Source organism: Modestobacter excelsi, assembly GCF_005930495.1.
GTDB classification, from domain to species: domain Bacteria; phylum Actinomycetota; class Actinomycetes; order Mycobacteriales; family Geodermatophilaceae; genus Modestobacter; species Modestobacter excelsi.
Window position 1 is genome coordinate 1 of record NZ_SJEX01000008.1, and the last position, 18,132, is coordinate 18,132.

The following is an 18,132-nucleotide window of genomic DNA, read 5'->3' on the forward strand; positions in this document are numbered from 1 at the left end:
GCCGTCCCCGCACCGGCCACCGACACCGCAGCGGCCGCGCTGGCCTTCGAGTCCGTGCCGCTCGGCCCGGCCGGCGTGGCCGCGAGCGTGACGTTCGAGGGCGTCGTGCTCGAGCCGCGCGCCGTCGGGCTGACCGTGACCTACCCCAGCGTCAGCGTCACCACCGACGGGCGCCGGTCGCTGGCCCACGTGCGGCTGCCCACCTTCAACTGCCTGACCACCGAGCCCCCGGCCGACCCGGTGGGCGCCGGCTGCGCCCGGTCGCTCACCGAGTACGCCGACCTCGCCGACCCGGACCTGCAGCTCTCCCGGGACGGCGACCGGATCGACCTGGTCGGGCGGTTCGCCACCTACACCCGGCCCAACGGCAGCGCGCCGGCCTACACCGGCCGGGCGTACCAGCTCACCGTGGCCGTCAGCGCCGCCGGAGCGGCCCCGGCCGCCGGGGCTCCGGTCCCGGCGACCGGCGTCGTGCGGCTCGGCCTGGACAGCGCCTCGACCACCGCCGACCGCGGGGTCAACGTGCTGCAGCTGCCCGGTTGACGGACCGGTCGACTACCCGGCCAGCTGGCGGGCGGCACCGCGGCGGCCGAGCCGGCGCAGACCTGCCGAGGCGGTGAGCGCCACGGTGGGCGAGCCGAGCTCCCGGCGCAGCCCACCGACGTCGCTCGACCCCCACCACGGCCACCGGTCCTCCCCGGCGGGGCGACGGTCCAGCAGCGTGAGCAGGACGGCGGCCGGCCCGTCCACCGCCGGGACCACCGCCACCTCCAGCTGGCCGATCGCCGCGTGCAGCCGGGCCGCGGCGCGCACGAAGGTCCGCTGCCGGTCGGGCACCCGGGCCAGCACGTCGGGCAGCCGGCGCTCCACCTCGGCGGGGTCGCGACTGCGGCGCACCTCGCCGACGGTGTCCAGCTCGTCGACCAGCCGGCGGCTGCGACTGGTGGCCAGCGACGAGTCGGGCATCGCCGCGGCGAGGCGTCGCAGCGTGGGGTCACCCAGCGGCAGGCCGGCCAGGTGCAGGGTCCACGGGCCGCGGAGACCGTCGAGCAGGTCGGCGACCCCCTCGGCCAGCCGACCCGCCACCTCGTCGTCCCGCGCGTACAGCCGGCCGGTCGGTCGGCCTCCGGGGAGCGGACCCGGGTCCGCACCCAGCAGGGTGACCGCCGTCGCCGGACCGCGACGCCGGAGCGACAGCAGGGCCAGCCCGTCGGTGGGAGGACCTCCCTGCCCCCCACCGCTCGCAGGCTCGCGACGGGCCCCTGCAGGAAGGCCTGACTGCTCGACCACCACCGCCCGGGTGGAGACCGGCGCGAACGGGCGGACGGGCTGCGCGTTCAGGGTCGCGGTCAGCCACGGCCCTGAGGCGGGGACGGGAGCAGCGAGGTCGGCCATGAGGGGGGTGGCGGCGCGGATCTCCCGGACCACGCGGGCCCGGCCGTCGACGACCCGGGTGGACACGGGTCCAGTCGACCACATCAGGGCAGGTGCCCCGCGCGGAGGTCGGCCCACCCGCGAGCCGGCGCCTCGTTGCGCCGACCGTGCGAGGGGAGGTGGTGCAGGTGACGCGATGGAACGGCCCGAGGTGACGGGCTGGAACGGCTCCTCGCAGGGCCCCGCCGCGAGCTCGCGAGTGGTGGGGGGCGAGGAGGTCCTTCCTCAGACGGCGCGACGGCGCAGCCGGCGGCGCTCACGCTCGGACAGTCCGCCCCAGATGCCGAAGCGCTCGTCGTTGGACAGCGCGTACTCCAGGCACTCGGTCCGCACCTCGCAGCCGGTGCAGATCTTCTTGGCCTCGCGGGTGGAGCCACCCTTCTCGGGGAAGAACGCCTCGGGGTCGGTCTCGGCGCACAGCGCCTGCTCCTGCCAGCCCTGGTCGTCGGCGTCCATGCCCGGGAAGCCGGCGTCGAAGGACGCGGCCCTGCCCAGCACGTCCGCTCCGTAGGCGGCCGGCGTCGACTCTGCTGCTGCGCTCTTGTACTCGCTCAACCACGACACCTCGGCCATCACGTTGCGTCCCCTCGCTCCGTCACGGTGCTCGCTCCGGGCTCTTCCCGGACCGCCAGCGCCTGATGACAACGTCGGAATTACACGCGTGTCGTTGAGTCGGGGTCAAGTCGGGTCGGTGTAACGAGCGGTACCACGCGTCCCACCAGTCACAACATGTACTGATGTGGTGACAGCAGACCCCGACACGCCGTCTAGCACAGCACCATCTGCCGAGGTCATCGGGCGTGTTTCGTATAGATCGGCAAGAGCCCATCCGGTGCACAGTGCACATCTGACGATCAGGCACCATGGTGGCGTGCACATCGTCGTTCTCGCCGGGGGCGTCGGCGGCGCCCGGTTCCTCCGTGGCGTGCTCGCTGCAGTCCCTGCAGCGGAGGTCACCGCCGTGGTCAACACCGGGGACGACGTGACCCTGCACGGGCTGCGGATCTGCCCCGACCTGGACACCGTGATGTACACGCTGGGTGACGGGATCGACGAGGACCGCGGCTGGGGACGACGCGGCGAAACCTGGACGGTCAAGGGCGAGCTGGCCGCCTACGGTGCCGAGCCCACCTGGTTCGGGCTCGGCGACCGGGACCTCGCCACGCACCTCGTCCGCACCCGGATGCTCGACGCCGGCTACCCGCTCTCCGACGTGACCGCCGCGCTCGCCCAGCGCTGGCAGCCCGGGGTGCGGCTGCTGCCGATGAGCGACCAGCGGGTCGAGACCCACGTCGTCGTCACCGACCCCGGCACCGGCCGCCCGCAGGCCGTCCACTTCCAGGAGTGGTGGGTGAGGCACCGCGCGGCCCTCGATGCGCAGGCCTTCGTCCAGGTCGGGGTGGACGACGCACGCCCCGCCCCGGGCGTCGTCGAGGCCCTGACCTCCGCCGACGCCGTCCTGTTCGCCCCGTCCAACCCGGTGGTGTCGATCGGCACCGTGCTGGGCGTGCCGGGCATCCGGGACGCCGTCCGCGCGGCCGCCGGCCGCGTCGTCGGGGTCTCCCCCATCGTCGACGGCGCGGCGCTGCGCGGCATGGCCGACCGCTGCCTGCCCGTGGTCGGGGTCGAGGTCAGCGCCGAGGGCGTCGGCAGGCACTACGGAGCCCGGTCGGCCGACGGCGTCCTGGACGCGTGGCTGGTGCACACCGGGGACCGCGCCACGGTGCCGGGCGTCGACGTCCGCGCCGTCCCGCTGCTGATGAGCGACCCCGAGGCCACCCGCGCGCTCGCCCGCGCCGCGCTCGACGCCGCCGGTGCCTGAGCCGACGGCCGGCATCTCGGTCCACCCGGTGCCGGGGCTGCCGGAGTTCGGGCCCGGTGACGACCTCGCCGGGGCGCTGGCCGGCGCGGCCCCGTGGCTGGCCGACGGCGACGTCCTGGTGGTGACCTCCAAGGTGGTGGCCAAGGTCGAGGGCAACCTCGTCCGGGTCGAACCGGGCACCGACCGGGAGACGGCCCGCCAGCGCGCCATCGACGCCGAGACGGTGCGGGTGGTCGCCCGCCGCGGCCCGCTCCGGATCGTGGAGACCCGGCACGGGTGGGTGGTGGCCGCGGCCGGCATCGACGCCTCCAACGTGGCCAGCAACGCGCTGGTGCTGCTGCCCGAGGACGCCGACGCGTCCGCCCGCCTGCTGCGCGCCCGGCTCCGCGAGCTGCTCGGTGTCACGGTCGCCGTCGTCGTCAGCGACACCTTCGGCCGGCCGTGGCGCGACGGCGTCAGCGACGTGGCGATCGGCGCGGCCGGGCTGCCCGCGCTGGTCGACCACCGCGGGTCCGTCGACGCCCACGGCAACCGGCTGGAGACCACCCAGGTGGCCGTGGTCGACGAGCTGGCCGCGGCCGGCGACCTGGTGAAGGGCAAACTCGCCGGGGTGCCGGTGGCGGTCGTCCGCGGCCTGGCCTTCACCGCCCCCGACCCCGACCCGGGGGCCCGCCCGCTGGTGCGGCTGGGGCCCGGCGACCTGTTCAGCACCGGCACCCGCGACGTCGTCCCCGGCCGCGCGCCGGCGGACCGGCTCATCGCCCGGGCCGGCGCGCTCGCCGCGGCCACCGACGCGTTCCGAGTCGCCGTGGCCGCGCTGCCGGAGTTCCCCGTGGTCTTCCGCTACGGGCCCGAGGAGGACGGCGACGACGGCGACGTGATCGACGTCCACCTGGCCGAGCCGGTGTCCCCCCGGGCCACCCTCGCCGTCGGTGCGATCGTCGGCGCGGCCCTGGTCCAGCTCTCCGCCGAGGGCTGGGCGACCCGCTGGCAGCCGGTGGCCACCCTGGGCGGCAGCGGACTGGTCGGCCGGCTGCGGATGGGCGCACTCCCCACCTGAGGGGGACGTCCCGCCGAGCGCCGACCGGCGGCCGTTAGCGTCGTGGCGTGCAGATCCGCGAACTCGCCGTCCCCGATGCCTACGTGCTGGACCTGGTGCCGCACGGGGATGCCCGTGGCCGGTTCACCGAGTGGTACCGGGCCGACGTGCTGGCCGAGGCCACCGGGTTCGGGCTGACCCTGGCGCAGGCCAACCACAGCGTGTCCGCCCGGGGCGTGCTGCGCGGGGTGCACTTCGCGCTGGTGCCGCCCGGGCAGGCCAAGTACGTGTACTGCCCGGCCGGGAAGGTGCTCGACGTCGTCGTGGACGTGCGGGTCGGCTCGCCGACGTTCGGGGTGCACGACGCGGTGCTGCTGGACAGCGAGCAACCGCGGGCGGTGTACCTGGCCGAGGGGCTGGGGCACGCGTTCGTGTCGCTGGCCGACGCCAGCTCGGTGACCTACCTGGTGTCGAGCGGGTACTCACCGGGCCGGGAGTTCGGGGTGCACCCGATGGACCCCGAGCTGGACCTGCCCTGGCCGGCCGACGTGGAGTTCGAGCTGTCGGCGAAGGACCTGGGCGCGCCGACCCTGGCCCAGGCCCGTGAGCAGGGCCTGCTGCCGACCCTGGAGCAGTGCACCGCCCGCTACACCGAGCTGCGCGACGCCTGACCCGTCCGCGGTTCGCCGAGAGCACGCCTGTGGCGAACTGCGGACGGCCGGTCAGGAGCGGAGGGCGCCGAGCTGGGCGAGGCAGGCCCGGAGCGACTCCTGCCAGGGCGGCAGCGCGGGGAGCCCGGCGGCGGTCCAGCTGGCCGGGTCCAGCACGCTGTAGGCGGGCCGGTGCGCCGGGCGGGGGAACGCATCCGTCGAGGTGGGGTGCACCCGCGCCGGGTCCGCGCCGGACAGCTCGAACACCGCCCGGGCCAGACCGTGCCAGGTGGTGGCGCCGCTGTTGGTGGCGTGCAGCAGCCCGGTGACGTCGGACAGCGCCGCCTGCACCAGCCCGCGGGCCAGGTCGGCGGACCACGTGGGGCTGCCGGTCTGGTCGGCGACGACGGAGACGGTGTCCCGCTCGGCCTCCAACCGCAGCATGGTGCGCACGAAGTTGCTGCCGTGCGCCGCGTAGACCCAGGCGGTGCGGACGACGACCGCCTCCCCACCGGCGGCCGCCACGGCCCGTTCCCCGGCGAGCTTGGTGCGGCCGTAGGCGGTGCGTGGTGCCGGGTCGTCGTCCACGGCGTAGGGCTCGGTGGCGGTGCCGTCGAAGACGTAGTCGGTGGAGACGTGCACCAGCCGGCCGCGGCCGGCGAGCTCCTGCGCCAGCCAGCCCGGCGCGGCGCCGTTCACCAGCTCGGCGGTGGCCTCGTCGGTCTCCGCGGCGTCGACGGCGGTGTAGGCCGCGGCGTTGACCAGCACCGGACGCCGTCCGGTCGACCCGTCCAGCCACTCCCGGACGACCGAGCGGACGGCGGCCTCGTCGGTGAGGTCGACCCGGTCCCGCCCCACGGCGGTGACGGTGTCCCCGGGGCGGCCGGCCAGCACGGCCTGCAGGTCGGTGCCCAGCTGCCCGGCAGCGCCGGTCACCAGCCAGGAGACGGGCGTGCTCACGCGCGGGCGGTGGCGGCGGCGGCCTTGAGCGGTTCCCACCAGGCGCGGTTGTCCCGGTACCACTGCACGGTCAGCGCCAGGCCGTCCTCGAAGCCCATCCGGGGGGCGTAGCCCAGGGCGGCGGTCTTGGAGTAGTCCACCGAGTAGCGCAGGTCGTGCCCGCCGCCGCGGGGGTCGACGATGTTGTCCACGTAGGACCAGTCGCGGCCGGTGGCCTCCAGCAGCTTCGCGGTCAGTTCCTTGTTCGACAGCTCCCGGCCGCCGCCGATGTTGTAGAACTCCCCGGTCGCGCCCTGCTCCAGCACGAGCTGGATGCCGCGGCAGTGGTCGTCGACGAACAACCAGTCCCGGACGTTGGCGCCCTCGCCGTAGAGGGGCACCTTGTGCCCGTCGAGGAGGTTGGTGACGAACAGCGGGATGACCTTCTCCGGGAAGTGGTAGGGCCCGTAGTTGTTGGAGCAGCGGGTGATGGAGATGTCCAGCCCGTAGGTCCGGGCGTAGGCGCGGGCGATGAGGTCGCTGGATGCCTTCGCCGCCGAGTAGGGCGAGTTGGGCTCCAGCAGGTGGTCCTCGGTCCACGAGCCGTGCTCGATGGAGCCGTAGACCTCGTCGGTGGACACGTGCACCACCCGGCGGACCCGGTGCCGCAGGGCGGCCTCGAACACCTGCTGGGCGCCCAGCACGTTGGTCAGCACGAACCCGGCCGCGCCGGTGAGGGAGCGGTCGACGTGGGACTCGGCGGCGAAGTTGACCACCACGTCGTGCCCGGGCAGCGCGGCGTCCAGGTCGGCGGCCACGCAGATGTCGCCCTGGACGAACCGGTAGCGCGGGTTGTCCGCGACGGGGGCCAGGTTGGCGAGGTTGCCGGCGTAGGTGAGCTTGTCGAAGACGGTCACCGCCGCGTCCTCGAAGCCGGGGTAACCCCCGGAGAGCATGGTGCGCACGTAGTGCGAACCGATGAAGCCGGCACCGCCGGTGACCAGGACGCGCATGACCGCAGACGCTAGCCAACCCGGCGCGCGCAGCGCCGACCGCCACGGCGGAGCTCATCCCGGAGGGTGACCTCCGCCTCCCCGCCGGCCGGGATCACCGCGCGGACCGCATACGGTCACCTGGTGCGCGGGATCATCCTGGCCGGTGGGACCGGCAGTCGGCTGTGGCCCATCACCCTGGGCGTGAGCAAGCAGCTCATGCCGGTCTACGACAAGCCGATGATCTACTACCCGCTGTCCACGCTGATGATGGCGGGGATCCGCGAGGTGCTGGTCATCACCACCCCCGACGACCGGGACGCCTTCGCCCGGCTGCTGGGGGACGGCAGCCGGCTGGGCATGCGCATCGAGTACGCCGTCCAGCCCCGCCCCGAGGGCCTGGCCCAGGCGTTCCTGATCGGCGCGGACTTCCTCGCCGGGCAGTCCGCGGCGCTCGTGCTGGGGGACAACATCTTCTACGGCGCCGGCCTGGGCACCGCCCTGGCCCGGCTGCCCGAGCCCGACGGCGGGCACGTGTTCGCCTACCACGTGGCCAACCCCACCGACTACGGCGTGGTCGAGTTCGACCAGGCCGGACGGGTGCTGTCGATCGAGGAGAAGCCGGCCACCCCGAAGAGCTCCTACGCCGTGCCCGGGCTGTACTTCTTCGGCCGCGACATCGTCGACGTCGCCCGGACCATCACCCCCAGCGCCCGCGGCGAGCTGGAGATCACCGCCGTCAACGAGCACTACCTGCAGGCCGGCCGGCTCACCGTCACCGTGCTCGACCGCGGCACCGCCTGGCTGGACACCGGCACCTTCGCCTCGCTGCGCCAGGCCACCGAGTTCGTCTCCGTCGTCGAGGAACGCCAGGGCCTCAAGATCGGCTGCATCGAGGAGGTCGCCTGGCGCAACGGCTGGCTCGACGACGACGCCCTGCGCGCCATCGCCGAACCGCTGGGCAAGAGCGGCTACGGCGCCTACCTGCTGGGACTGCTGACGGGCTGAGCGCCCCACGGGAGGCCGATGGCACGTGACAGCGGCGCCTCGGTCCCGCGGAGGTCCTCGCCCACCCTGCTGCGGAGCCGGACGGGTGGACGATTTCGCGCAGGAGCGTCCACCTCGTATCGTGCCCTGCGGGGGCCACTCACCGGGCGCCCGCCTGGGGTCTTGGCGGGCCAGACCGTACTGCTCGTCCGCCCGCCTTCCGAGGCGAGACATGCGAGAAGGGGCGAGCTCTTGTCAGGAAGCACGTCAGTCGCGACGCCACCGGACCGGTCCGGCCCTGCGCGATCCGCGGACGCTCCCGGCCGGCGCCGTCCCACGCTCCACCACGGGCTCACCGCCCTGGTCGTGCTCGCCGTGCTGGCTCTCGGCTGGAACCGGCGGTGGACCTCCGACGACGCCTTCATCAACTTCCGCGTCGTCCAGGAGCTCCTCGCCGGGCACGGACCGGTCTTCAACGCCGGCGAGCGCGTCGAGGTGGCCACCAGCCCGCTGTGGCTGTTCGTGCTCACCGTCGTCGACGCGATCGTCCCGGGCAACGCTGCGCCTTGGGCGAGCGTCCTGCTCGGGCTCGCCCTGACCGCCGTCGCGGTCACCCTCGCCTCCCTGGCCGCCGGCCGGCTGTGGTCGAAGGCGGCCTCCTGGGTGACCGTGCCCTTCGGCGTCGTGGTGTTCGCCGCACTGCCGCCCACCTGGGACTTCACCACGTCCGGCCTGGAGACGGGGCTGTCGTTCAGCTGGATCGCGCTGACCTTCTGGGGCATCGTGCGCTGGGTCCAGACCGAGCGGCCCGCCCCGCACCGGCCGGTGTGGCTGCTCGTCGTCCTCGGGCTCGGGCCGCTGGTGCGCCCGGACTTCGCGGTGATCGCCGGCATCCTGCTGCTGTTCGTGGTGATCGCCGGCGCAGGACGCTGGTGGCAACGGGTGCTGGGCCTCGTGCTCGCCGGCCTGCTGCCCGTCGCCTACCAGGTCTTCCGGATGGGCTACTACGGGCTCCTGGTGCCCAACACCGCCGTGGCCAAGGAGTCCAGCCGCCCCCTGTGGAGCCGCGGCTTCACCTACCTCGCCGACCTGGTGGCCCCCCACCTCCTCTGGGTGCCCGCGCTGATCGCCGTGCTGCTGCTGGCCGTGCTCGCCCCCCAGGCGCGCTGGCAGCGCCGGGAGTGGGCGCTCGTCCTGGTCGTCCTCGGCGCGGCTGCCGTGCACGCGCTGTACGTGGTCCGGGTCGGGGGCGACTTCATGCACGCCCGTCTGCTCATGCCCAGCGTCTTCCTGGCCCTGTGCCCGGTGGCCGCCCTGCCGCTGACCCGGCGTCGGCTGGCCGTCACCGGCGCGCTGGTCGCTGCGGCCGCGGTCTGGGCCGTCGCCTCCGTGTTCGCCCTCCGGATCAGCTACCCGGACGGCGTCGCCGACAGCGGCATCGCCGACGAGCGGGGCTTCTACGCCGCGCTCGCCGGGGTCGAGCACCCGGTGACCCTCGCCGACCACGGTGGCGCCGGTGTGTCCCAGTACTCCGACCAGGTCGTCCGGGCTGACCGCGAGGGCATGGACGAGATCGTCGTCCAGGTGGTGCCGGTGACGACGACGACCCCGTTGGAGGTGATCGGTCCGTCCTCCGGGGGGATGGTCTTCTCCGTCGGCAACGCCGGCTTCTACGGCGTCGCGGCGGGTCTCGACGTGTTCGTCATCGACGGGTTCGGGCTCACCGACCCGATCGGCTCGCACATCGCCCCCGGCCCACCCGGTCGCCCGGGCCACGAGAAGGTCTTCCCGCGGGAGTACCTGTTCGCGCGCTTCGGGGCCCCCGACGACGTCGGGACCGGCGCCCAGCCGGACACGTCCCCGGTCGGTACCGCCCGGCAGGTCCTGGCCTGCGGCGAGGCGGCGGAACTGATCGAGGCGACCAGCGGGAGGCTCACCGTCAGCCGGTTCCTCAGCAACATCGTCCACTCGCCGGAGCTGACGTCCTTCCGGGTGCCGGGGGACCCGGCCCAGGCGCGCGACCAGCTCTGCTGATCCGGCCGGTCCGCCGCACAGGCCGGGGGTCAGATCCGGCGGTGGTCCGTGGGGCTCATCCGCGGGCCCCGCTTGGGCGGCATGCTGCCGCCGACCTCGAGCAGCCGGACCACCCGCTGGCGGTGACCCCGCCAGGGCTCCAGCAGCTCCAGCATCCCGGCGTCGTCGGTCTTCCGCCCGGCCAGCGACCAGCCGACCAGGTTCTTGAGGTGGTAGTCGCCCACGCTCACCGAGTCCGGGCAGCCGATCGCCCGCTGGGCCACCTCGGCCGCCGTCCACACCCCGATGCCGGGGACCGACTGCAGCCGCCGGCGCAGGTCGGCGCAGTCCGCCGCGCAGCCGTCCTCCCCGTGCGCGGCCGCCTCCAGCCGGGACGCGACCGAGGCCACCGCCCGCAGCGCCCGCCGGCGCGCGCCGTCCAGGCCGCAGCGGTGCCACTCCCAGTCGGTCACCGCGAGCACCTGCTCGGGCGAGGGCACCACCCGCATCCCGGCCGGCGCCGGGCCGGGCGCCGGGTCCCCGGTCAGCCGCAGCAGCTCCCGCCAGGTGCGGTGCGCCTCGATGCCGGTCACCTTCTGCTCCAGGACGGCGGGCACCAGCGCGTCCCAGACCCGGCCGGTGCTGCCGAGGCGGAGCCACGGGGTGGTGCGGTGGACCCGGGCGACCAGCGGGTGGACGTCGGCGTCGAAGCCCGCCACCCGGTCCTCGGCGCCCAGCCAGCGCGGCACCCGCCGGCCGGCCCAGTCCGCCCCCGGCCCCCAGGCCTGCACCCGCAGCGCGGTCACCGAGCCGGTCAGCCGCACGGTGGCCGGCCCGTCCGGCGTCGTCGTGGTGCGCCACAGGCCGTCCTCGGCGATGCGCAGCGTGGGGTCGCCGGTGCCGCGCCTGTCCCGGGAGACCACCCGGCGCACGTCCAGCGCCCAGCCCGGCGCCCAGACGTCCTCGTACGCCGGCGCGTCGCGCACCAGCAGCTGCTCCCCCACGGCCCGTCCCTCGGTGCTGCGCGTCAGCGCGGCGCCATCCGGAGCGCGCCGTCCATCCGGATGACCTCGCCGTTCAGGTAACCGTGCCGCACGATGTCCAGCGCCAGCTCGGCGAAGTCCTCCGGGCGCCCCAGCCGCTTGGGGAACGGGATGCCGGCGGCGAGTGCCGTGCGGGCCTCCTCCGGCAACGAGGCCAGCAGCGGGGTGTCGACCAGGCCGGGGGCGATCGTGCACACCCGGACGCCGACCGAGGACAGGTCCCGCGCGGCCGGCAGCGTCAGCCCGACGATGCCGCCCTTGGAGGCGGCGTAGGCGATCTGGCCGATCTGGCCGTCGTAGGCGGCGATCGAGGCGGTGTTGACCACGACCCCTCGCTCGCCCTCCCCGTCGGGCTCGGTGCGCGCCATCGCGGCGGCCGCCAGCCGCAGCACGTTGAAGGTGCCGATCAGGTTGACGCCGACGGTGCGGGTGAACGCGGCGAGCTCGTGCGGCGACCCGTCGCGGCCCAGCACCCGGGCGGCGTAGCCGATGCCGGCGCAGTTGACCGCGATGCGCAGCGGCCGGTCCTTGCCCGTGGCGTCGTCGATCGCCGCCTGCACCGACTCCTCGTCGGTGACGTCGGTGCGCACGAAGGTGGTGTGCCCCCCGAGCTCGGCGGCGAGCGCCTGCCCGCGCTCCCCGTTGAGGTCCAGCACGGTGACCGCCACGCCCGCCGCGGTCAGCGCGCGGGTGGTGGCCTCCCCGAGGCCGGAGGCCCCTCCGGTGACGACAGCGGCGACATCGAGGTCCTTCACATCGGCGAGTGAACCACGCGTCCGGATGCCCCCGGGGGCCGGTGCGGCTCCGACCTCACGAGTCCCATCCGACTCGGCGTGCCCCACAGGACGAGACGCGCCCCACGGGTGGCCGCGGGTCGGCCGGGAACGGATGGCCCTCCGGTAGGACCAGTCCCGTGACACCCGTTCCCTCGACCCGGACCACCGGCGGGGCCACTACCCGAGGACGTGCATGAACCTCCAGGCCGACCTGGTCGTCCCGACGACCCCGCGCCTCGCCTCCGACGTCTGGAGGACCGCCCGAGGGGACGACCGCCTGGCATCACGCGTCCCTCGGGGCTGGTCGGTCCCGGTGGTCCTGCCCTGGGTGGTCGTGCCGCTGCTCGTGGCGGTGGTCTACCGCCTCCTCCCCAGCGCGACGGAACTCCGAGCGCACTACCAGGGGGCGGCGGTGGCCCTGGTCACCGCGCCGGCGCTGGCGTACCTGCTCACCCGCACGAGCCGTTGGGCCCACCACACCGCCGGCGCGCTGGTGGCGGCGGTCCTCCCCGGTCTCACCCTCATCTCCCTGCACGGCACCGGCTGGTTCTTCTCCGGTCCGTTCGGTGACCAGTCGTTCCGCCTCGAGTACGCCACCCGCTTCGCCGCCGACCTGGGCAGCCTGCAGGACTACACGTACCAGGACGCGCCGTCCTTCTACTCCCCCGGCTGGTTCTGGATCGTCGGACTCGTGGCCCGGGTGAGCGGCACGCCGGCCTGGCACGCCTACAAGTGGGTGGGCATCGCCACGCTCTACGTGGCCGTCGCGGTGGCCTTCTCCCTGTGGCGGCGGACGTGCAGCACCCGGCTCTCCGCCGTCCTGGTGACGGTCACCGTCATCGGCCTGCCGTTCGCCGGGGCCGGCTGGCTGGGCGGCGAGACGCTCATGTTCTCCGGGGGCTACGAGCCCTACGGCTGGCTCGTCGTCCTGCCGCTGCCCGCGCTCCTCACCTGGTTCGCCGGCCGCAGCGGACCGTTCCAGCTCCGCCGGGCCCTGCTGCTGGGCGCCGCGATCGCGGTGGCCGCGTGGCTGTACCTCCTCTACGCCGTGGTGGCGGTCGTCGCCGTCCTCGTCCTGGCCGCCCTGCGGTGGCGGGAGCGCAGCGTGCTCCTCGAGGTGCTGACGGCCGGACTGGCGACGGTGGTCCTCGTGTCGCCGTGGCTGGGGCCGTTCGTCGTCGCGTGGCTGCGGGCCGGCCGGCCGCACGCCCTCGCCACCACGTACGTGCAGAACGACTCCTACGTGTCGCTCATCACGCCCGCCGCGTCCCCCTGGGTGGTCCTGGCGCTCGTCGGGGCGGTGGCCGTCCTCGCTGCCCGCCGCTGGCACGGCTCGGGGCTCCTGGGCTGCCAGGCCGTGGGCGGCGCCCTCGCCGTCCTGGGCCTCGGTCAGGTCTTCCTCGGCCAGTCCGGTGCCGGGGTGCTCTTCCACCGCCTGCTCATCGTCCTGGGCGTCGCGCTGCTCGCGGCCGGCGTCTTCGGAGCGCAGAAGCTGCTGGCCACCCTGCCCGAGGGCTGGCTCGGCCGGCTGGGGCCGCTGGTGACGTCCGGCAGCGTGCTCATGGCCCTCCTGACCGTCGCCCTCTTCATCGGCGTGAACGGACACGCCCGCGAGTGGACGAACGGCGACGCCGACCTGCGGAAGCTGGCGCACGACGTGCCGCAGCCCGACGGCGAGCTCTCCCCGCTGTCCCGGCCGGAGACCCGTGAGGCCCTCGCCGGCCGGGCCTCGCTCGACCAGCTGGCGGAGACGGCGGAGCGCGTCGCGGCCCGTGCCGGGCAGCCCGAGACCGGCGTCGTCCTCACCGACGACGAGGCGCTCCTGGCCACCTCGCCGTTCTTCGGCTACATCCAGTGGTGGGAGCTGTACTCGAGCCCGCTGGGCGAGTACCCCGAGCGCAGGGCCTTCCTCGAGCAGCTCGCCACCGAGCCGGCTGATCAGCTGGCGAGCGCCCTGCGGGCGAACGCGGACGCGCCCACCGTCTTCGTCCTCGAGGTCGACGGCACGGACGTGACCTTCGGGTCCGCGGCGTGGGACGGCGCGTCGGGCTCCTCGGCGCCGTGGACGGTGCGGCTGCCGGTGAGCGCCTTCTCCTCGGACGACTTCGTCACCACCCGGGTCGACGGTCGGCTCGTCGCCGCACTGCGCGAGGGGTGAGCACGCGGGCGACGTGACGTGCTGGAACGGCCCCCCTGCAGGCAGGCCCTTCGTCAGCTGTAGCGGGTGCCGGAGCGTTCCTCGACCGCGGCCAGCAGCTGCTTGACCCGCTCGGCGTCGGTCACCGGGCAGACCATCGTCACGTCGGCCGTGTGCACCACGACGCTGTCCCGGACCCCGACCAGGGCGACCAGGTGCTCGGGGTCGTCGCTGAGGACGACGTTGCCGGCGCTGTCCAGCAGCACGGTCAGGCCCCGGGTGGCGTTGCCCGCCCCGTCGGTGGTCAGCGTGTGGGCCAGGGCGGGCCAGGAACCGACGTCCAGCCAGTCGACGTCCAGGTCGACCACGACCACCCGGCCGGGCTCGGCGGCCGCGGGCTCCAGCACGGCGTAGTCGACGCTGATCTTCGGCAGGGTCGGGAAGACCTCGGCCAGCACCGCCTCCCGCGCCGGCCCGGCCGGCGCGGCCACGATCCGGTCCAGCCCGGCGGCCGACTCGGGCAGGTGCTCCGCGAGCGCCGCCAGCACGGTGCTGGCCCGCCAGACGAACATGCCGGAGTTCCACAGGTACTCACCGCTGGCCAGGTACGCCTCGGCGGTGGGGCGGTCGGGCTTCTCCCGGAACGACGCCGCCTCGGCCGCGCCGGTGACCTCGGTCGGCGCGCCCTTCTGCACGTAGCCGAAGCCGGTCGCCGGCGACGTCGGGGTCACCCCGAGCGTGACCAGCGCGGTCGGCCGCACGGCCAGGACGTCGTAGGCGGTGCGCAGCGCGGCGGCGAAGCGCTCGACCGGCCGGATGACGTGGTCGGCGCTCACCACGGCGAGCTCCGCGTCGGGGTCGACGTCGGCGACCAGGGCCGCCGCCAGGCCGACCGCGTTGGCGGTGTCCCGGGCCACCGGCTCGAGCACCAGCCGGTCCGGGCGCAGCGCGGGCAGCGCCGCCTGCACCGCCGCGGCGTACCGGGCCGCGGTGCAGACCCAGATCCGGTCGGCCGGCAGCACCGCCTGCAGCCGGGTGAACGCCTCGGCCAGCAGGCTGTGCGCGCCGTCCCCGTCCCCGTCGCCGTCGCCGTCGGCGACCACGTCCAGGAGCTGCTTGGGCCGCGCCGACCGGGACAGCGGCCACAGCCGCGTCCCCGAGCCGCCGGCCATGATCACTGCGTGCTGCACCGTGCCGCCTTCATCGGTCCAACTCGTCGGCGGCCCGCTGGAAGCGCGCCCCGGCGGCCACCCGGCCGCTGACCCAGGAGACCAGCAACCGGGCCCCCAGGCCCAGCCTCAGCACCGTCCGGAGGGGCAGGTTCACCCGGCCGGGGTGCTCGGCGGACAGGTAGCGCAGTGCGCTGGTGTGGTGCACCCGCTGCATCCGGTGCGGTTCCCGGCGGGTCGCGTGCCCGCCCTCGTGGACGACGACCGCCGACGGCGCGTACACGTTCAGCCACCCGCGCCGGCCCAGCCGCGCGGCCAGGTCGACGTCCTCGAAGTACATGAAGTAGCCCGGGTCGAAGCCACCGACGGAGTGGAACGCCGCCAGGTCGACCAGGAAGCAGGACCCGGACAGCCAGCCGGCCGGCCGTTCCCGCGGGGCCTCCCGCTCACGGCGGTAGCGCGCCGTCCACGGGTTGGCCGGCCAGACCCAGCCGAGCAGCGCATGGCCGATCCCGGTGGACAGCCGCGGCAGGTCGCGGGCGGAGGGGTACAGCTCGCCCTCCGGGGTGCGGATGGCCGGGCCCACGGTCGCGGCGCGCGGCCACCGTGCGGCGACCGCGAGCAGCTCGTCCACCGACCCCGGGCTGAAGCGGACGTCGGGGTTGGCCACCAGCGCCCAGCCGGTCGGGACGTCGGCCAAGCCGGCGTTGGCCGCCGCCCCGTAGCCGACGTTGCCGCCGGTGCGCAGCAGCCGGACGTGCGGGTGTGCCGCCGCGACCCGCTCGGGGGCGCCGTCGGTGGAGCCGTTGTCGGCCAGGACGACGTCGGTCGGTGCGGTGGTGGCCTCGGCCAGCGACTCGACGAAGCCGTCGAGCGACTCCCCCGGGGAGTACGTCACGGCGACCACCCGCAGCGGCGGCTCGTTCAGGGCGGACACCGGGCCAAGGTAACGGCCGGTCCGCCGGGCGGCTGCGGCGGCCGCAGGCCACCCGTACCCGCCCTCGCCGACCGGGCCCGTGGCCGGCCGCCCGACGACCCCTGTTTGATGGCACGGCGCGCACGGCCACGTTCCCGCAGCGGAGCACGGCACGCGCAGCCCTGCCGCCCGTGGATGAGGACGTACATGGAGTCCGACCCGAGGACCGCCGACGTGCAGGACGTGGTCGAGCCCGACGTCGTCGCCGAGGTCCCTCCCGGGGACACCGAGGACACCGAGGACACGGCGCCCGTCCAGCCGGCCGGCCGCTCATGGCGGGCTCCGGGTGCGCTGGGGCTGTTGCCCTGGGCCGTGGTGCCCGCCGCCCTGTGGCTGCTGCACACGGTGCTGACCGACGTCGGCGAGCTGCACCTGCAGTACCAGGCGTCCCTGGTGGCGCTGCTCACCGCCGGCCTGCTCGGCTGGCTGCTCACCCGGCGGGCCGCCGTGGCGCACCACACCGCCGCTGCCGGGGTCGCCTGCTTCCTGCCGGCGCTGACCGTCATCTCCCTGCAGGGGACCGACTGGTTCTTCTCCGGCCCGTTCGGCGACCAGTCCTTCCGCCTGGAGTACGCGACCCGGTTCGCCGACGACCTGACCAGCCTCGCCGACTACACCTACGCCGACGCCCCGGCCTTCTACTCCCCCGGCTGGTTCTGGCTGGTGGGAGCCGCCTCGGCGACGACGGGCGTCCCGGCCTGGCAGGCCTACAAGTGGATGGCCGTCGTGACGATGTTCCTGGCCGCGGCCCTGGCCTTCTGGCTCTGGCGGCGCACCTGCAGCACCCGGCTGTCCGCGCTGCTGCTCGCGGTGACGATCATCGGTCAGCCCGCCACGTCCGCCGCCTGGCTCGGCGCCACGACGCTGCTCGGCGCCGGCGCGTCGGAGCCCTACAGCTGGGTGGTGACCCTGTCGCTGCCGCCGCTGCTGACCTGGTGGGGCGCACCCCGCGGGCCGGTCGGCTGGCGCCGGGGGGTGGCGCTCGGCGTCGCGCTGGCCGCGGCGGCCTGGTTGTACCTGCTCTACGCCGCCGTGGGCGTGCTGGCGGTGCTCCTGGTGGCCGCGCAACGCGGGATCCGCGCGACGTGGCGGGAGCTGGCGGTCGCCGGCCTGACGTCGGTCCTGCTGGTGCTGCCCTGGCTGGGTCCCTTCGCGCTGGCCTGGGACGACGCCGGCCGACCGTCCTCGGCGGCCACCTCGTGGGTGGAGGGTGAGTCCTACGTGCACCTGTTCACCGTCACCGGGTCGCCCTGGTTCGCCCTCGCGGTGCTCGGCGCCGTGGCGCTGCTGGGCCTGTCGGGGCGGGCGCACCCCCGGCTGCGCGGTTGCCAGGGACTGGTGGTGACCGTCCTGGTGCTGAGCGTGGTCCAGCTGGTCCTCGGGCAGCTGGGCGGCGGTGTCCTGGCGCACCGGCTGGTCCTGGTGCTGTCGACCGCGCTGCTGGCCGGCGGGACGCTCGCCGTGGTGGAGTTCCTGCCGCAGGCCGCCCGCTGGACCCGCCGCCGGGACTGGCGGCGACCGGCGGCGGCGGCTCTCGCCGTGGGCCTGTTCGTCGGGACGAGCGCGCACGCCCAGGAGTGGCTCTCCCTCGACAGCGACCTGCGGGACCTCGCCCGGGGCGTGGCCTACCCGGACGGCTCACACCCCGTGGTGGCCAGCCCCGCCATGCGGCAGCAGTTCACCGGGGACCCCTCGGCCGACGAGCTGTACGCCGCGGTGGAGCGGACCTCCCGCGCGGCCGGGCAGTCCGAGACCGGGCCGGTGCTGACCGACGACATCCCGCTGATGGCCACCACCCCGCTGCACGGGTACGTCCAGTGGTGGGAGCTGTACTCCAACCCGGTGGGCGACTACCGCCAGCGCCAGGAGTTCCTGGAGGACCTGGAGGGGCGGTCGCCGGCGGAGGTGGTGGCCGCGCTGCGCGCGGACCCGACGGCGCCCACGGTCTTCGTGCTGGCCCTCGACGAGGACGGCTACCGGTTCTCCTCCTCGTCGTGGGACCCGTTCACCGCGACCTCGACCGCGTGGTCCGTCCGGCTCCCGGCGGACCTCTTCGACTCCCCCGACTTCGTGAGCACGCAGGTCGGCGACCGGACCGTCGCCGCGCTGCGCCCCTGAGGGTCGTGCGGAGGCGTCCGGCCGCGCCGGTGGGTCG

Annotated in this window: 16 protein-coding genes; 8 read left to right on the forward strand and 8 right to left on the reverse strand. The window is 75.0% G+C overall.

From position 1 onward, the window contains the following. On the forward strand, window positions 1-543 hold a 543-nt coding region (locus FHL80_RS25220), incomplete at its 5' end, for a hypothetical protein (RefSeq protein ID WP_216870425.1). A 12-nt stretch (window positions 544-555) separates the two neighbouring features. Here FHL80_RS25220 and FHL80_RS04670 read toward each other — a convergent pair. Next, on the reverse strand, window positions 556-1,461 hold the full coding sequence (locus FHL80_RS04670) for a GNAT family N-acetyltransferase (protein ID WP_246078458.1): 906 nt from the start codon (window positions 1,459-1,461) through the stop codon (window positions 556-558). A 198-nt stretch (window positions 1,462-1,659) separates the two neighbouring features. After that, window positions 1,660-2,010 (reverse strand): WhiB family transcriptional regulator, encoded by a 351-nt coding sequence (locus FHL80_RS04675; RefSeq protein ID WP_439331084.1) that lies wholly within the window; start codon window positions 2,008-2,010, stop codon window positions 1,660-1,662. 295 nt (window positions 2,011-2,305) lie between these two features. Between FHL80_RS04675 and cofD the strand changes: the two genes are divergently transcribed. Genes cofD through FHL80_RS04690 form a run of 3 tightly spaced genes read left to right on the forward strand, consistent with a single transcriptional unit; the run spans window position 2,306 to window position 4,966 of the window. Then, window positions 2,306-3,256 (forward strand): 2-phospho-L-lactate transferase, encoded by a 951-nt coding sequence (gene cofD, locus FHL80_RS04680; RefSeq protein WP_138732297.1) that lies wholly within the window; start codon window positions 2,306-2,308, stop codon window positions 3,254-3,256. Continuing rightward, window positions 3,249-4,316, forward strand: coding sequence for a coenzyme F420-0:L-glutamate ligase (locus FHL80_RS04685; protein ID WP_138732298.1), 1,068 nt, complete (start codon window positions 3,249-3,251; stop codon window positions 4,314-4,316). The genes cofD and FHL80_RS04685 overlap by 8 nt, the downstream gene beginning before the upstream one ends. Before the next feature lie 47 nt (window positions 4,317-4,363). After that, window positions 4,364-4,966: a dTDP-4-dehydrorhamnose 3,5-epimerase family protein gene (locus tag FHL80_RS04690; RefSeq protein WP_138732299.1), complete on the forward strand. Its 603-nt coding sequence runs from the start codon at window positions 4,364-4,366 to the stop codon at window positions 4,964-4,966. 51 nt (window positions 4,967-5,017) lie between these two features. Here the strand turns inward: FHL80_RS04690 and rfbD are convergent, their stop codons facing one another. Both rfbD and rfbB read right to left on the reverse strand, forming a co-directional pair. After that, window positions 5,018-5,905, reverse strand: a complete 888-nt coding sequence (gene rfbD / locus FHL80_RS04695) for a dTDP-4-dehydrorhamnose reductase (protein WP_138732300.1) — start codon at window positions 5,903-5,905, stop codon at window positions 5,018-5,020. Continuing rightward, window positions 5,902-6,897, reverse strand: a complete 996-nt coding sequence (gene rfbB / locus FHL80_RS04700; RefSeq protein WP_138732301.1) for a dTDP-glucose 4,6-dehydratase — start codon at window positions 6,895-6,897, stop codon at window positions 5,902-5,904. Before rfbB ends, rfbD begins: the two co-directional genes overlap by 4 nt. Window positions 6,898-7,020: 123 nt before the next feature. Here rfbB and rfbA point away from each other — a divergent pair, with 123 nt between their 5' ends. Both rfbA and FHL80_RS04710 read left to right on the forward strand, forming a co-directional pair. After that, window positions 7,021-7,884 carry a glucose-1-phosphate thymidylyltransferase RfbA gene (gene rfbA / locus FHL80_RS04705; RefSeq protein ID WP_138732302.1) on the forward strand — a complete coding sequence of 288 codons (864 nt, stop codon included), beginning with the start codon at window positions 7,021-7,023 and terminating at the stop codon, window positions 7,882-7,884. Window positions 7,885-8,229: 345 nt separating this feature from the next. Further along, entirely contained in the window at window positions 8,230-9,897 is a 1,668-nt protein-coding gene (locus FHL80_RS04710) for an arabinofuranosyltransferase AftB family protein (protein WP_138732303.1), read from the forward strand. 29 nt (window positions 9,898-9,926) lie between these two features. Here FHL80_RS04710 and FHL80_RS04715 read toward each other — a convergent pair whose 3' ends face one another. Together FHL80_RS04715 and FHL80_RS04720 are read right to left on the reverse strand one after the other, a co-directional pair. Then, window positions 9,927-10,880, reverse strand: a complete 954-nt coding sequence (locus FHL80_RS04715) for a DNA-3-methyladenine glycosylase family protein (RefSeq protein WP_246078459.1) — start codon at window positions 10,878-10,880, stop codon at window positions 9,927-9,929. Between the two features lie 23 nt (window positions 10,881-10,903). Beyond that, window positions 10,904-11,674 (reverse strand): SDR family NAD(P)-dependent oxidoreductase, encoded by a 771-nt coding sequence (locus FHL80_RS04720; RefSeq protein WP_138732304.1) that lies wholly within the window; start codon window positions 11,672-11,674, stop codon window positions 10,904-10,906. A gap of 214 nt (window positions 11,675-11,888) precedes the next feature. Here FHL80_RS04720 and FHL80_RS04725 point away from each other — a divergent pair, with 214 nt between their 5' ends. Beyond that, window positions 11,889-13,853 (forward strand): arabinofuranosyltransferase, encoded by a 1,965-nt coding sequence (locus FHL80_RS04725; RefSeq protein ID WP_138732305.1) that lies wholly within the window; start codon window positions 11,889-11,891, stop codon window positions 13,851-13,853. Window positions 13,854-13,906: 53 nt separating this feature from the next. Here FHL80_RS04725 and FHL80_RS04730 read toward each other — a convergent pair whose 3' ends face one another. Both FHL80_RS04730 and FHL80_RS04735 read right to left on the reverse strand, forming a co-directional pair. Next, a complete protein-coding gene (locus tag FHL80_RS04730; protein WP_138732306.1) occupies window positions 13,907-15,022 on the reverse strand; it encodes a mannose-1-phosphate guanylyltransferase in 1,116 nt (371 codons plus the stop codon). Between the two features lie 10 nt (window positions 15,023-15,032). Further along, on the reverse strand, window positions 15,033-15,938 hold the full coding sequence (locus FHL80_RS04735; RefSeq protein ID WP_138732307.1) for a glycosyltransferase family 2 protein: 906 nt from the start codon (window positions 15,936-15,938) through the stop codon (window positions 15,033-15,035). A gap of 186 nt (window positions 15,939-16,124) precedes the next feature. Here FHL80_RS04735 and FHL80_RS04740 point away from each other — a divergent pair, with 186 nt between their 5' ends. Continuing rightward, a complete protein-coding gene (locus FHL80_RS04740; protein WP_216870426.1) occupies window positions 16,125-18,095 on the forward strand; it encodes an arabinofuranosyltransferase in 1,971 nt (656 codons plus the stop codon). Window positions 18,096-18,132: the final 37 nt, after the last annotated feature.